We start from the raw sequence: 16,150 nt of genomic DNA, 5'->3' as shown, positions 1-16,150 counted from the left end.
ATTATGAATTTACCAAATAAATTAACGGTTGTGCGGATTATTTTAATTCCAATCTTCATGCTTGTATTGTTATTACCAATTGATTGGGGAATGGTTACTTGGGTTGGTACACAGATTCAGGTGACACATCTAATTGGTGCAATTATTTTTGCAGCTGCCTCATTAACAGATTTTTTAGATGGTCAAATTGCACGTCGCCAACATTTAGTTTCTAATTTTGGCAAATTTGCAGACCCATTGGCAGATAAAATGCTTGTAATGACTGCATTTGTTATCCTTGTTTCATTTAACCAAGTACCTGCATGGGTAGCTGCAATTATTGTTTGTCGCGAACTTGCGGTAACAGGATTACGATTGATTATTGTTGAAAATGATGGGGAAGTTATGGCTGCAGCTATGCCAGGCAAAATTAAGACAACAACCCAAATGATAGCTATTATTTTATTGTTTTTAAATAATGTGTTATTTGCAGCAATTAATGTACCTATGGCTGCCATTTTTCTTTATATTTGTTTATTCTTTACTGTTTATTCAGGTATTGATTACTTTGTTCAAAATAGAGCTATTTTCTCAGATTCATTTGAAAAATAAAAATATTTAGACTAAAACATTTAACCGTTTTAGTCTTTTTTAATTAAATTAGGAGGCAACATCATGCATGCAGAAATAATTGCGGTTGGTACAGAAATATTATTAGGACAAATTGTAAATACGAACAGTGCTTTCTTAGCTGAAAAATTAGCTGATTTAGGTGTAAATGTATTTTATCAGACAGTTGTAGGGGATAATGAAGAACGAATGTTAGAGGCAATTGAACTGGCTTCAAAACGAAATGATTTGGTTATCCTTTCTGGTGGCTTAGGACCAACAGAAGACGATTTAACGAAGCAGATGGTCGCCAAATTTTTAAATGAGAAGTTAGTTGAAAATAAGGACGCCATGTTAAAAATAGAAGATCATTTTACACAAACGGGTCGTCAAATGACTGAAAACAACAAATTACAAGCTTTGTATATAGAAGGATCAAAACCAATTAAAAATCATGCTGGAATGGCTGTTGGTGATTTTTACAAAGGTGATTCGTGTGATTTCTTATTATTACCTGGACCACCTAAGGAATTGAAAACAATGTTTAATAAGGAAGTTGAACAGCTATTAAAAGAAGAATATAACTTAAATAGTCATCTTGAATCAAAAGTTTTACGTTTTTATGGCATTGGTGAATCTAAATTGGTGACTGAATTAAAAGAGATAATTGATTCACAAACTAATCCTACTATTGCACCATACGCCAAGACAAATGAGGTCACTTTGCGAATTACGGCAAGTCCTACAGACAAAAAATCAGCTGTAGAATTAATTAACGAAATGGAGATTTATGTACTTTCCAAAGTTGGTGATTATTTCTATGGCTATGGGGATGACAATTCGTTACAAAATATTGTTGTAACTAAATTAATTGAAAAAAACTTATCTATTTCTGCAGCCGAAAGTTTAACAGCTGGATTATTTCAAAGTACATTAGCAGAAATACCAGGTGTCTCAAAAATTTATGATGGTGGATTTATAACATATGCTAATACAGCCAAATCTGATATTTTAGGTATTTCGACTGAAGATATTAAAAAATATGGTGTTGTTAGTGAAGAAACCGCTAAACAAATGGCCCAACAAACACAAAATAAAATGAAAACAAATATTGCTATTTCATTTACTGGTGTTGCAGGTCCAGATGAGCTTGAAAATCAGAAAGCTGGAACGGTTTGGATTGGATTAGCAATTAAAAATAGTCCCGTTATTGCAAAACAATTTCATTTTGCTGGAAATAGAGAAACAATTAGACAAAGAAGTGTTCTAAGTGGACTTAAATGGATATTTGATGAAATTAATGAGTAAATAATTAAATTTGGCAATGGATTGTTGTTGACAGCGGGGGGCAATTAACCGTAAAATACTAAAGTGTATATGAACAAAATAAAAAACATCTAAAAATTTATGATTAGTTAAATTAATCATTATTTGATGATGCGGAGGTGGACTTTTATGGGATCTATAACAACCGTATTAATCCTCGCTATCATCGCTATTATTGCTTTAGTTGTTGGAATTTTTATTGGAATTGCATATAGAAAGTCAAATTTCGAAAAAACACTTGATGTCGCAACGCATACGGCTGAAGGTATTTTAAAAAGTGCAAAGAAAGATGCTGAGACTCAGAAAAAAGAGGCTGTTTTAGAGGCTAAAGAAGAAAGTCAAAGTTATCGTGATAAAATAGACAATGAGTTAAAGGAACGACGTTCAGAAATTCAAAAGCAAGAAAATCGAGTAATTCAACGTGAAGAAACTTTAGATCGTAAAGATGGCGCACTAGATAAACGAGAACAAACGCTTGAGAACAAAGAGAAAAAAGTAACGTCTGACCAAAAACTTGTTGACACAAAACAACAAGAAGCTACTTCACTGATTCAGGAACAACAAGAAGAACTTGAAAGAGTTGCTTCTCTAACACAAACACAAGCACAGACTATTATTATGGACGATACGAAAGAATCATTAAGTCATGAACGAGCTGTTATGATTAAGGAAAGTGATAAGCAAGCTAAATCAGAAGCTGATCGTAATGCTAAAGATTTAGTTGCTCAAGCTATTCAAAGAAGTGCAGCTGACATGGTATCTGAAACAACTGTTTCATTAGTTACCTTGCCAAATGATGAAATGAAAGGCCGTATTATTGGCCGCGAAGGACGTAACATTCGAACATTAGAGACCTTAACAGGGATTGATTTAATTATCGATGATACGCCAGAAGCAGTCGTTTTAAGTGGGTTTGATCCAATTCGTCGTGAAATTGCCAAAATGACTCTTGAAAAATTAATTCAAGATGGTCGGATTCATCCGGCACGAATCGAAGAAATGGTTGAAAAATCACGTAAAGAAATGGATGAAAAAATTCGTGAATTAGGTGAACAAACAACCTTTGATCTCGGACTTCATACAATTCATCCTGATTTAATTAAAACAATTGGTCGATTAAATTATCGTACAAGTTATGGTCAGAATGTGTTAAGCCATTCTATTGAAGTTGCCAAAATAGCAGGTGTGTTAGCCGCTGAATTGGGTGAAGATGTTACATTAGCAAAACGCGCAGGATTGTTACATGATATTGGTAAAGCAGTTGATCATGAAGTTGATGGTTCACATGTGGAAATTGGCCTTGAATTAGCTAAGAAGTATAAAGAAAATGATGTTGTCATCAACACTATAGCTTCACATCATGGTGATGTTGAAGCTAAATATACTATTGCTATTCTTGTTGCAGCGGCAGATGCTGTTTCAGCTGCAAGACCAGGCGCACGAAGTGAATCGTTAGAAAATTATATTCATAGACTTGAAAAACTTGAAGATATTACACATGAATTTAAAGGTGTACAGAAAAGTTATGCAATTCAAGCTGGTCGTGAAGTACGTGTTATTGTCACGCCAAATGAAGTTAATGATATTCAAGCAACTGTCTTAGCTCGAGATATTAAAAACAGAATTGAAGATGAACTCGAATACCCAGGACATATTAAAGTGACTGTCGTTCGAGAAACAAGAGCAATTGAGTATGCTAAATAAAAAAATGATGATTTAAGATTAATTTCTTAAATCATCATTTTTTGTCTATTAAAAAGAAAAAATGTTAAACTAGTTTTATATATAAGAAAAGAGGACAACCATGCGTTTATTATTTGTCGGAGATGTCGTTGGCGATTCAGGTCAACAAATGATTAAAGAGTATTTACCAAAATTAAAAAGAAAATTTCATCCACAGGCTACCATTGTAAATGGTGAAAATGCAACGAAGGGTAGAGGTATTAATGAATCTGTCTATAAAGCATTCCTTCAAACAGGTGCTGATGTTGTAACCATGGGTAACCATACTTGGGATAATAGAGATATTCAAGATTTTATTGGTGGTGCAAAAAAATTAATTAGACCAGCTAACTTCTCAGCAAACCAAGTACCTGGGATTGGACATACAATTATTAATATTAATCAGCAAAAATTAGCTGTGATTGATTTGCAAGGACGTGTTTTTATGTCTCCTTCAGATGATCCGTTTGCAGTTGTTCAAGATATTTTAGAAGAAGTCAAAAAAGAGACTGATTTCATTTTTATTGATTTTCATGCTGAAACAACGAGTGAAAAAGAAGCTATAGCATGGTTCTTAGATGGTCAAGTATCTGCGGTAGTAGGTACGCATACACATGTGCCTACTAATGATGCGCGTATTTTACCTAAAGGAACTGCCTTTATGTCAGATGTTGGTATGACAGGACCATACGATGGTATCTTAGGAATGAAACGTGAAAATGTAATTGGTCGCTTTTTATCGCAAATGCCAACACGATTTGAAGTGGATGAAACAGGTCGTAAAACGTTATCTGCTTGTGTGATAGATATTGATGACAAAACGGGACATGCTAAAAAGATATTCCCTGTATTAATTAATGATGACCATCCTTTTATGGATTAATTTAGAGATAGGAGGGCATCTCGACTATGCCGCAAAAAACAAAACTAACGCCAATGATGATACAATATTTTGACATTAAAGCACAGTATCCTGATGCTTTTTTGTTTTATCGTCTTGGTGATTTTTATGAACTATTTTATGATGATGCTGTTAAAGGGTCGCAATTACTCGAATTAACGTTAACAACACGTAATAAAAAAGCTGATGATCCTATTCCAATGTGTGGCGTACCGCATCATGCTGCTCAAAATTATATCGATATTTTAGTTGAAAAAGGATACAAAGTCGCAATATGTGAACAAGTTGAAGATCCTAAATTAGCTCAAGGTATGGTTAAACGTGAAGTTATTCAGCTAGTAACACCAGGAACAACGATGGATAACGGTGCGAAGGAGTCTAAAGAAAATAATTATTTAACAGCTATTATAGAAGACAACAATAGTTTTGGATTTGCTTATGTTGATTTATCAACAGGTGAATTAAAAACGAGTCGCTTAGATAATTTAGATAATTTAATTAATGAAATAATGAGTTTGAGAACTAAAGAAATTGTGATTAATGATAGTTTGTCTGATGAAACAATCGAAACATTAGAAAAATTAAATATTATGCTTTCTAAACAAGAAATTGTTGAAAATCATGCTGAATCAAGTTATGCGATTCAAGATTTAACAGATTCACTAGAAATCTCGGTTGTAACTGACTTGTTAACGTATCTTTCAGTTACGCAAAAACGAAGTTTAGATCATTTACAAAAAGCAGTTCATTATGAGCCTGATTTTTTCTTGAAAATGGATCATTATTCAAAATATAATTTAGAATTAATGCAAAATATTCGAACGGGCAAGAAGCAAGGTACTTTATTGTGGTTATTAGATGACACAAAAACAGCTATGGGTGGTCGTTTACTTAAACAGTGGATTGATAGACCGCTTATTAACTATGCTGAAATTTTAGACCGTCAAAATAAGGTTGATTTATTGATTAACCATTATTTTGAAAGAAGTACGTTACAAGAAGAGTTAGTTAAAGTTTATGATTTAGAAAGATTGGCAGGACGTGTCGCTTTTGGTAGCGTAAATGGGCGAGATTTAGTTCAACTTAAATTATCGCTTAAACAAGTTCCTAAAATTAAATATGTTTTAGACGAAATTGACGATGGTACTTTTTCTGATGTTATCAATAAATTAGATCCAGTCGATGATATTTCTAATTTAATAGAACGTGCCATTGTTGATGAACCACCTTTATCAGTGACTGATGGTCACCTATTTAAACCGGGGTATAATGATAAATTAGATATTTATCAAGATGCAATGAAAAATGGTAAACAATGGTTAGCTGAAATGGAAGCCAAAGAAAGAAATCTAACGGGGATTAAAAATCTTAAAATTGGATTTAACCGTGTTTTTGGTTATTTTATCGAAGTGACAAAATCTAATATTATTAATGTTCCAAAAGACCGTTATGAACGAAAACAGACGTTGACTAATGCTGAACGTTATATCACACCTGAACTGAAAGAACGTGAAAGTATTATTTTAGGTGCTGAGAGTAAAGCGATGGATTTAGAATATAAATTGTTTGTCGAAATTAGAGATATTGTTAAAAAATCAATTGAACGATTACAGATATTAGCTCAAGGAATTGCCACGTTAGACGTCTTACAAAGTTTCGCGGTTGTTAGTGAAGACTCACATTTTGTAAAACCACAATTATTAAAAGAAGGTCATCAATTGGATATCACAGCTGGTTGGCATCCTGTAGTTGAAAAAGTGATGGGAAAACAAAGCTATATACCAAATGATGTTAGAATGCCTGAAACACTTGATATTTTATTGATTACAGGACCTAATATGTCAGGTAAAAGTACGTATATGCGTCAATTAGCATTAACGGTTGTGATGGCTCAAATCGGTTGTTTCGTACCTGCAGAGGCGGCTAAAATGCCAATATTTGACCAAATATTTACTCGGATTGGTGCAGCAGATGATTTAATTTCAGGTCAAAGTACGTTTATGGTTGAAATGAAAGAAGCTAATCAAGCCTTAGAAAATGCGACTGAGAATAGTTTAATCTTATTTGATGAACTTGGTAGGGGAACGGCAACTTATGATGGTATGGCACTCGCACAAGCGATTATCGAGTATGTGGATAAACATGTACATGCCAAAACACTTTTTTCGACACATTATCACGAATTAACGATACTTGAAGAAACCGTTAGTTCTTTAAAAAATGTCCATGTAGGTGCTATTGAAGAAAATGGTGAATTAATTTTCTTACATAAAATTCAAGAAGGACCTGCAGATAAATCTTATGGGATTCATGTTGCTAAATTGGCGGGAATGCCAGCAGAATTGTTAAGCCGTGCAACATTAATTTTAGATGATTTAGAGCTAAAAAATAAACAATCAGATAGTAAAAAAGAATTACCAACAACCATCAATGAAGATGATACGCAGTTATCTTTATTTGTTAACGAAAACTTGTCAAAGGACCAGTTAGCAGTTGTGGATGAACTTAAAGCACTTAACTTGATGAACATGACGCCAAGAGATATTATGAACGTCTTATATGACTGGCAAGAAAAATTGAACGGATAGAACTGAAGGTGAATGAATGACAAAAATAATTGAACTGCCCACAATTTTAGCGGATCAAATAGCTGCTGGTGAAGTAGTTGAAAGACCTGCATCTGTTGTAAAAGAATTAGTTGAAAATGCGATTGATGCGCATGGCACACAAGTTGATGTAGTCGTTGAGGAAGCTGGGCTTAAATTAATTCAAGTCATTGATAATGGAGATGGCATTGAGGCATCCCAACTGCAGAATGCTTTTAAACGTCATGCCACAAGTAAGATTACTTCAAGAGAAGATTTATTTAAAATCAGTACGCTAGGATTTCGTGGCGAAGCTTTACCAAGTATTGCATCAGTTGCTAAAGTGACTTTGAATACAGCTATTGAAGGGCAACCTGGGGCTGTTATTGCTGTTAACGGTGGTGAGATAGTAGATGAAAAATCATCTGCTAGTCGTAAAGGAACAGAAATAACAGTCTCTGACTTATTTTACAATACGCCTGCACGTTTAAAATATGTAAAGTCTTTGCAAACTGAAATGTCAATTATTAGCGACATGATGAACCGATTAGCAATGAGCCATACAAATATTTCATTTTCTTTAACACATGATGGTAAAGAAGTCTTGAAAACAACTGGAAACGGCCAACTGAAACAAACTATTTCAGCTATCTATGGGGTCAAAAGTGCACGCCAAATGCTTGAATTTAAGGGTCATGATTTAGATTTTAAGATTAGCGGTTATACATCACTGCCAGAATTAACGCGTGCTGGCCGACAGTTTATATCTATTTTAATTAATGGACGTTACGTTAAAAATGTTAATTTAAATAAAGCAATCATTAAAGGATATGGATCAAAATTAATGGTTGGACGCTATCCGATTACAATTTTGAATATTCAATTAGATCCCATGCTAGTTGATGTGAATGTTCATCCAACTAAGCAGGAAGTAAGATTGAGTAAAGAACCAGAATTAACTGAACTTATAAAAAAGATTATCTATGAACGTATTGCTGAAGAAAATTTAATTCCGGAAGCATTAGAGAATTTAAGTTCTAAGAAACGTGAAAAAATAGATACGGATCAATTACAATTTGATTTGAATGAAGCCTCAAGTAAATATCAAGCTAAGCCTAAATTCTCATCAGTACAAACGGATGCAGTAACAAGTGGTGAACCTAAGATTACAATTGGCGAAAATTTAAATCATTTATCAAGGAATATTGAACCAATCTCAATTCAAGTTGCTGAACAATTGGATTCGAAACGAGTTAGCACATTTGAGACACAATATGCTAATGAAATTAATGTGGCACCATTTTCTATTGTTACGCCGGATGAAACAGGCGATGTACAGAAAGAGAATGATGAAGAAATAGCTACCACGAAAAAGAGTGAACAAAGGTTTCCTGATTTAAAATATATTGGCCAAATGCATGGAACCTATTTATTTACAGAATCGGAAGACGGGTTATATATATTAGACCAACATGCTGCACAAGAACGTATTAATTATGAGTTTTATCGTAAGCAAATTGGTGACGTTTCTAGTGACTTGCAAAATCTATTGGTACCGATTGTTCTAGAATATACAGTAAGTGAAGCTATAATTATTACTGAACATACCGATATATTGGAAAAAATCGGACTCATCCTTGAACCATTTGGACAAAATAGTTTCATTATTAGACAGCATCCAACCTGGTTTAAAGAAGGGCAAGAAGAAAGTACGATTCGAGAAATGATTGATTACTTACTCACAGATGGGAAAATAGTGATTGCTGAATTTAGAGAAAAAGCGGCGATTATGATGAGTTGCAAGAGGGCAATCAAAGCAAATCACCACCTTGATGATCGACAAGCTAAGGCATTGATAAGTGAGCTAAAAAATGTTGAAAATCCATTTAATTGTCCACATGGACGACCAGTTTTAGTTCATTTTTCTAATCAAGACATGGAACATTTCTTTAAACGAATTCAAGATTCACATCAAACCGGTCACGAAGGTTAGGCTAAGAATCAATTGTTGCCAAATATTTGGTGATAATTGATTTTTTTGTAAGAAAAGCGATAACTGTATAAATAAGTGGTCTATGGTACACTATTAAAAGCAGATTCATGTAGATTAGGAAAAGTGGGAAAATAATATGTATGAGTATTTTATGGGCCAAATAACGGCTGTAACACCTTTTTATCTTGTTTTAGAAGTTAATGGAATAGGCTATCAAATTTTTGTTGCTAACCCATTTAGGTACCAAGAAGATTCAAAAAAAGTTGTTAAAATTTTTGTTTATCAGGCTATTCGTGAAAATGATATGACGTTATTTGGTTTTTACGATTTAGATGAAAAAAAATTATTTGAAAAATTATTGAATGTTTCAGGAATCGGTCCTAAGAGTGCGCTTGCTATTTTAGCCAATGATGATCATCGTGGTTTAGTTAATGCGATTAATACAGAAGATGTTAGTTATTTAATTAAATTTCCAGGTGTTGGTAAAAAAACAGCACAACAAATCGTGCTTGATTTAAAAGGTAAATTAGATGATATTGAAGGTCAAGCAACCACAATGCCAGGACAACAATCGCTTGATTTCATTCCGGCACAAGCATCACCATTTATGAAAGAAAGTCTTGAAGCTTTATCTGCTTTAGGATATTCTCAACGTGAGATTAAGGCTATTAGTAAGAATCTAGAATCATTCGAAGCAGACTCAACGGATGCTTATCTACGAGAAGGCTTAAAATTATTAATGAAAAAATAAAAGGAGGTTGATAAAATGACAGAACAACGGATTATTTCGAATGAACCGGAAGATAATCAGGAAGAATCCATTGAAAAGTCACTTCGTCCCCAATTTTTATCACAATACATTGGTCAAGATAAGGTTAAAAATGAATTAAGTGTGTATATCCAAGCTGCTAGACAACGTGAAGAGGCACTTGATCATGTATTGTTGTATGGGCCACCTGGGTTAGGTAAAACAACACTTGCAATGGTTATTGCAAATGAAATGCAAGTGCAAATTAAAACAACTAGTGGACCAGCAATTGAAAAATCTGGAGATCTTGTGGCACTTTTAAATGAATTACAACCTGGGGATGTCTTATTTATTGATGAAATTCATCGTTTACCCAAGATGGTTGAAGAAATGTTGTATTCAGCTATGGAAGATTTTTTTGTAGATATTGTTGTTGGCCAAGGCCCAACAGCACATCCCGTTCATTTTCCACTACCTCCATTCACATTGATTGGTGCAACAACACGGGCGGGCCTTCTATCAGCACCGTTACGAGATCGATTTGGGATTGTTGAACATATGGCCTATTATAATCAATCTGATTTGCAAGAAATTGTCATTCGATCAGCAGATATTTTCAATACAAAAATTGAAGAAAGTGGCGCTCATGAGTTAGCTCGACGCTCACGTGGAACACCACGAATTGCGAATCGCCTATTAAAAAGAGTTCGTGATTTTGCAGAAGTTTCTGACCAAAGTGAAATTAACCAAGCAACGGCTGATCATGCGTTAAATCTACTTGCCGTGGATAACCGTGGATTAGATGAGACAGATCGCAAACTTTTAGAGACTATGATTGATTTCTATCAAGGTGGTCCAGTTGGTTTGAGTACGTTAGCAGCCAATATAGGGGAAGAAACAGAGACCATTGCTGAAATGGTTGAACCTTATTTAATGCAAATTGGCTTTATAAAACGCACACCAAGAGGGCGAGTTGCAACAATGGAAGCTTATGAACATTTGAATCGACCTTATGACTTTAACGAGAATAAATAGAGAAGGATGACGATATTTTGACTAAACAACTAAGTACTGAAGATTTCGATTATGAATTGCCTCAAGAATTAATTGCGCAAACACCCTTAGAAGAACGTGATGCATCTCGGATGTTAATCTTGGATCATGAGACAGGTAAAATCAAGGATGATTATTTCTATAATGTAATTGACCAATTAAATGCTGGGGACGCTCTTGTAATGAACGATTCGCGGGTGATGCCTGCTAGAATTCATGGAATTAGACCTGATACTGGTGGCCACATCGAAGTGTTGCTATTGAACAATACTGATGGTGATAACTGGGAAACATTAGTAAAACCTGCTAAAAAAATGAAGGTTGGTTCTGTGATTAGTTTTGGTGATGGCCGCTTAACGGCAACGATCATTGAAGAGCTAGAACATGGTGGCCGCATGATTCGTTTTGAATATGAGGGTATATTTATGGAAATTCTGAATGAACTTGGCGAAATGCCGCTACCTCCTTATATTAAAGAAACGCTTGAAGATCAAGAAATGTACCAAACGGTTTATTCAAAGGAAGTTGGATCGGCAGCAGCACCTACAGCTGGTTTACATTTTACAAATGAATTATTAGAAAAGATTGAAGCTAAAGGTGTTCATCTTGTTTATTTAACGCTACATGTTGGATTAGGGACATTTAGACCTGTTAGTGAAACGAATATTGCAGACCATAAAATGCATAGTGAATTTTATCGTTTAACTGAGGATGCAGCTCAACAATTAAATGATGTTCGTAAATCAGGTGGTAAAATTATTGCGACAGGAACAACTACAATTCGGACACTTGAAACAATTGGCTCAAAATTTAAGGGCGCTATTCAAGCTGACAGTGGTTGGACGGAAATTTTCATTAAACCAGGATATGAATTTAAGGTTGTTGAAGGATTTATAACTAATTTTCATTTACCAAAATCAACATTAGTAATGTTGGTTGCAGCATTTACAGGAAGAGAAAATATTTTAAACGCATATAAACATGCAGTTGATTCTAAATATCGATTCTTTAGCTTCGGCGATGCAATGTATATTAAATAGGATGGAGAATTAATAATGGTAGAGCCCGCAATTAAGTATCGGTTAATCAAAAAAGACAAACGGACAGGTGCCAGACTTGGTGAAATTATTACACCTCACGGAACTTTCCCAACGCCAATGTTTATGCCCGTAGGTACACTAGCATCTGTTAAATCAATGGCACCTGAAGAATTAGACGAACTTGGTGCTAATATTATCTTATCAAACACCTATCATTTATGGTTACGCCCCGGTGAAGATGTCGTACAAGAAGCTGGTGGGTTACATAAATTTATGAATTGGGATAAAGGTATTTTGACTGATTCGGGTGGCTTTCAAGTATTTTCATTAGCAAAGATGCGTGATATTACTGAGGAAGGCGTCAAATTTAGAAGTCATCTAAATGGAGAAAAATTATTCTTATCACCAGAAAAAGCGATCCACATAGAAAATGCTTTAGGTGCGGATATTATGATGAGTTTTGATGAATGTCCACCATTTTCTGAAAGTTATGACTATATTAGCAAATCAGTTGATCGGACAAGCCGCTGGGCTGAAAGAGGACTTGAAGCTCATTTGAATCCGAAAGAACAGGCTTTATTTGGAATTGTTCAAGGTGGCGGTCATCGAAATTTGAGAGAACGAAGTGCGCGTGATTTAGTTTCAATGGACTTTCCTGGTTATTCAATAGGTGGGTTATCGGTAGGGGAATCAAAAGCTGAAATGAACCGCGTTTTAGATTTCACAACGCCATTGTTACCAGAAGACAAGCCACGGTATCTAATGGGTGTTGGTTCAGCTGACGCCTTGATTGATGGGGTGTTACGTGGAATTGATATGTTTGATTGCGTGTTACCAACACGTATTGCTAGAAATGGGACAACAATGACTTCAATGGGCCGTGTTGTTGTAAAAAATGCGAAATATGAACGAGACTTTAGACCATTAGATGAAAACTGTGATTGTTATACATGTAAGAATTATACGCGTGCTTATTTACGTCATCTGATTAAAGCAGATGAAACATTTGGTATTCGTTTAACTAGTTATCATAATTTGTATTTTTTAACACATTTAATGGCTGATGTTCGTCAAGCTATTATGGATGACAACTTATTAGAATTTCGTGAAGCATTTTTTGAACAATATGGATTTTATGATAAAAATCCTAAGAATTTTTAAATTTTTTTGAATAACTGTGGTGTTCAGTCAATAAGTTTGATACCCTTGTGTAGTAAGAAAAAAGAAATAGAGGTGACTTATTAATGCAATATAGTAGTATTTTAATGATTGTGGCTTTATTCGTCTTGATGTATTTCATGATGATTCGTCCACAAAAAAAACAACAACAAAAACAACAAGATATGATGAACCAATTAAAACCTGGGGATGCAGTAGTAACTATTGGTCGTTTACACGGCGTTATTGATAGTTTTGATGAAGAGGCAAAAACTGTTACACTTGATTGTGACGGTATTTTCTTAACATTTGAACGCTCAGCAATCGCACGTGTCCTTCCTGCCGCAGTTAAAGTAGAACCTGCAGCTGCAGTTAAGGAAGAAACAACTACTGATGCAGTTATTGAAACAAAAACTGAAGAAGATAAATTCTCTTCTGACGAAAAATAATTATTTTCAAGTATTAACTTTGTGCTAATCAGAGTTAATACTTTTTTTATTGTCTAGTTTAAGACCAACTTTCTTGTTTATTTTACTAATAAAATGTAAACTTATACTATTGATTTTACTAATAAAGAGGACTGAAACCTCAAAAATGAGAGTGGTGTGGAATAATGGAAACTCAACAAAAGGCCTTATTTATTATCTTTGGTGGAACCGGAGATTTAGCAAAGCGAAAATTGTATCCATCTCTTTTCAAACTATTTGAAAAAGGATTTTTAGATGCCAACTTTGCTGTAATTGGGACTGCAAGACGTCCTTGGACAGATGATTTTTATCAAAACGTTGTTACTGAATCTTTAGTTAATGTTAGCGATGATGCTAATAAAATTGCTGATTTCGTATCACATTTTTATTATCAATCACATGATGTGACTGATGTTGCACATTATATAACTTTAAAAAAATTAGCAGATAAACTTGATGAAAAATACCAAATTGAAGGTAACCGTATGTTCTACTTAGCAATGTCACCTCAATTTTTTGGTACGATTGCGACTCATTTAGGGTCACAAAAGTTAGTAACTAAAAATGGATTCAACCGTTTAATTATTGAAAAACCTTTTGGACGCAATTTTGAAAGTGCTAAAAAGTTAAATGATGAAATTACAAATACTTTTGATGAAGATCAAATATTTAGAATTGATCATTACCTAGGTAAGGAAATGATTCAAAATATTCCAGCAATTCGTTTTGGTAATATTATTACGCAAACATTGTGGAATAATAAGTATATAGATAATATTCAATTAACGTTGAGTGAGTCATTAGGTGTTGAAGAACGTGGCGGGTACTATGAAACGAGTGGCGCTATGCGTGATATGTTCCAAAATCACATTATGCAAGTTGTTTCATTATTAACAATGGACATGCCAAAAGAATTTGTTGCATCAGAAATTCGTAAAGAAAAATTAAAGGCTTTAAAAGCAATCCGTATCTTAAAACCTGATGAAGTTAATAAAAACTTTGTTCGTGGACAATATGGTGCAAATGAGGCAGGAACCGAAAAGGCTTATCGTGAGGAAAAACAGATTTCACCTGATTCAATGATTGAAACATTTATTGCTGGTCGTTTAATGATTGACAATGATCGTTGGGCTGGTGTGCCAGTTTATGTTCGCAGTGGTAAACGTCTTGTCGAGAAAAATACTGAAATCAATATTGTTTTTAAAAATGTTGAAAAAAATATTTTTGGAACAAGTGCTGAACATGAACATTTAGGTAAAGATGTATTAACAATTACAGTTGAACCTGATGAACGATTTAGATTGACGATTAATACTAAAGAAATTGGGCAAGGCTTTAACACGAATAAAACGAATTTAGATTATGTTAATTCACCTGAAACAAAAGCTAAAACACCAGAAGCATACGAAAAGTTAATTTTGGATGCGTTAGATGGAAATGCAATTAATTTTGCTCATTGGAATGAAGTTGCTAAGGCATGGAATGTAGCCGATGTGATTTTAGAGACATGGCATAACGATAATGATGATAAAACGTTATTCCCTAACTATTTAAGTGGATCGATGGGTCCAACGGCTTCAGATAAATTATTAACGGATGATGGTAATTACTGGATATACGATCCTAAAAAGTAAAAAACGTTAATCCTTCGGTATTAATTGAAGTAACTCTTGCATGATAATTTTAATTATTTAGGGAAATATTATTTTAATAGACAAAATATCAGAAGTATTATAGTACGAAAGCGATTATAAAAGTATAAATTTATAAGGAGAGTAATGATGAATAAAATTATTATAGATGAAGATTTTTGGAACATCTTTCCAGATGCACAAATTAATATTATGCTTTTAAAAGATATAGATAATCATCCTAAAGAAAATCAAACCGATTTTTATGATAACATGCTTGAACAAGCTGGGGATAAAGCTCAAAAATATTTAACAAATGAATCATTCAAAGACAATTTAGTCGTGGCTAATTGGCGTGAAGCATACCAAAATTTTAAGAAGAAAAAAGGTGCTCGTTCATCAATTGAAGCTTTACTTAAACGAGTTGATCAGGGTAAAGGTGTGGGTTCAATAAATCCGCTTGTTGACCTGTACAATAGTATTTCATTAGAGTATGGTGTACCTGTTGGTGGTGAAGATACAGATGCTATCAAAGGAGATCTTCATTTAGGTGTTGCTAAAGGTGGAGAAGCTTTTTATCCTTTAGGTGATGATAAAAATGAACCAGCTCTGCTTGGTGAAGTTTTATATTATGATGATGATGGAGCAGTTTGCAGATGCTTAAATTGGCGAGATGGTAAAAGAACAATGTTAACAGATGATACAAAAAATGCTGTTATGGTAATGGAATCTGTCAATAAAGAACAGAATGAAATTATTGATGAGGCAATGTTACAATTACAAAAGTCTATTAAAGATAATCTTAATGTAGAAGGTAAAATTTTTAAATTAAATAAGGATAATTCTGTTATAGGTGAATAATATGAAGTACCTCATAATTGTTAAACATAAGTTTAACGATAATGAGGTATTTTTATATCTTAATGGACAATAAAGAG

General features: G+C 33.9%; 13 protein-coding genes. All 13 read left to right on the top strand.

Annotation, left to right across the window (positions count from 1 at the left end):
- Positions 1-3: 3 nt before the first annotated feature.
- The 13 genes from pgsA (at position 4) to AC1RPJ_RS06595 (ending at position 16,073) form a co-directional block, all read left to right on the top strand.
- Complete coding sequence (pgsA, locus tag AC1RPJ_RS06655) at positions 4-591, top strand: CDP-diacylglycerol--glycerol-3-phosphate 3-phosphatidyltransferase (RefSeq protein ID WP_481761849.1); 588 nt, start codon at positions 4-6, stop codon at positions 589-591.
- A 63-nt stretch (positions 592-654) separates the two neighbouring features.
- Positions 655-1,896, top strand: a complete 1,242-nt coding sequence (locus tag AC1RPJ_RS06650; RefSeq protein ID WP_481761848.1) for a competence/damage-inducible protein A — start codon at positions 655-657, stop codon at positions 1,894-1,896.
- Between the two features lie 147 nt (positions 1,897-2,043).
- The gene (gene rny, locus AC1RPJ_RS06645; RefSeq protein ID WP_481761847.1) at positions 2,044-3,618 is read left to right on the top strand and encodes a ribonuclease Y; all 1,575 of its coding nucleotides are present in this window, start codon (positions 2,044-2,046) and stop codon (positions 3,616-3,618) included.
- 100 nt (positions 3,619-3,718) lie between these two features.
- Positions 3,719-4,519 carry a TIGR00282 family metallophosphoesterase gene (locus tag AC1RPJ_RS06640; protein WP_409021448.1) on the top strand — a complete coding sequence of 267 codons (801 nt, stop codon included), beginning with the start codon at positions 3,719-3,721 and terminating at the stop codon, positions 4,517-4,519.
- Positions 4,520-4,545: 26 nt separating this feature from the next.
- On the top strand, positions 4,546-7,125 hold the full coding sequence (mutS, locus tag AC1RPJ_RS06635; protein WP_481761846.1) for a DNA mismatch repair protein MutS: 2,580 nt from the start codon (positions 4,546-4,548) through the stop codon (positions 7,123-7,125).
- Between the two features lie 16 nt (positions 7,126-7,141).
- Positions 7,142-9,115, top strand: coding sequence for a DNA mismatch repair endonuclease MutL (mutL, locus tag AC1RPJ_RS06630; protein ID WP_481761845.1), 1,974 nt, complete (start codon positions 7,142-7,144; stop codon positions 9,113-9,115).
- Between the two features lie 136 nt (positions 9,116-9,251).
- Positions 9,252-9,866 (top strand): Holliday junction branch migration protein RuvA, encoded by a 615-nt coding sequence (gene ruvA / locus AC1RPJ_RS06625; protein WP_481761844.1) that lies wholly within the window; start codon positions 9,252-9,254, stop codon positions 9,864-9,866.
- 15 nt (positions 9,867-9,881) lie between these two features.
- On the top strand, positions 9,882-10,898 hold the full coding sequence (gene ruvB, locus AC1RPJ_RS06620) for a Holliday junction branch migration DNA helicase RuvB (protein ID WP_409021443.1): 1,017 nt from the start codon (positions 9,882-9,884) through the stop codon (positions 10,896-10,898).
- 17 nt (positions 10,899-10,915) lie between these two features.
- Complete coding sequence (queA, locus tag AC1RPJ_RS06615) at positions 10,916-11,956, top strand: tRNA preQ1(34) S-adenosylmethionine ribosyltransferase-isomerase QueA (protein WP_481761843.1); 1,041 nt, start codon at positions 10,916-10,918, stop codon at positions 11,954-11,956.
- Between the two features lie 15 nt (positions 11,957-11,971).
- Positions 11,972-13,117, top strand: a complete 1,146-nt coding sequence (gene tgt / locus AC1RPJ_RS06610; protein ID WP_481761842.1) for a tRNA guanosine(34) transglycosylase Tgt — start codon at positions 11,972-11,974, stop codon at positions 13,115-13,117.
- 83 nt (positions 13,118-13,200) lie between these two features.
- Positions 13,201-13,563, top strand: coding sequence for a preprotein translocase subunit YajC (yajC, locus tag AC1RPJ_RS06605; protein WP_409021441.1), 363 nt, complete (start codon positions 13,201-13,203; stop codon positions 13,561-13,563).
- A 164-nt stretch (positions 13,564-13,727) separates the two neighbouring features.
- Positions 13,728-15,215: a glucose-6-phosphate dehydrogenase gene (gene zwf, locus AC1RPJ_RS06600; protein WP_481761841.1), complete on the top strand. Its 1,488-nt coding sequence runs from the start codon at positions 13,728-13,730 to the stop codon at positions 15,213-15,215.
- 147 nt (positions 15,216-15,362) lie between these two features.
- Positions 15,363-16,073 (top strand): B3/B4 domain-containing protein, encoded by a 711-nt coding sequence (locus AC1RPJ_RS06595; RefSeq protein ID WP_481761840.1) that lies wholly within the window; start codon positions 15,363-15,365, stop codon positions 16,071-16,073.
- The last annotated feature ends 77 nt before the right edge of the window (positions 16,074-16,150 follow it).

The organism is Dellaglioa sp. CoH-57-MRSF-17 (genome assembly GCF_056782015.1).
Note: the sequence above shows the minus strand (reverse complement) of the source record. Positions and strands in the feature narration are given on the sequence as shown.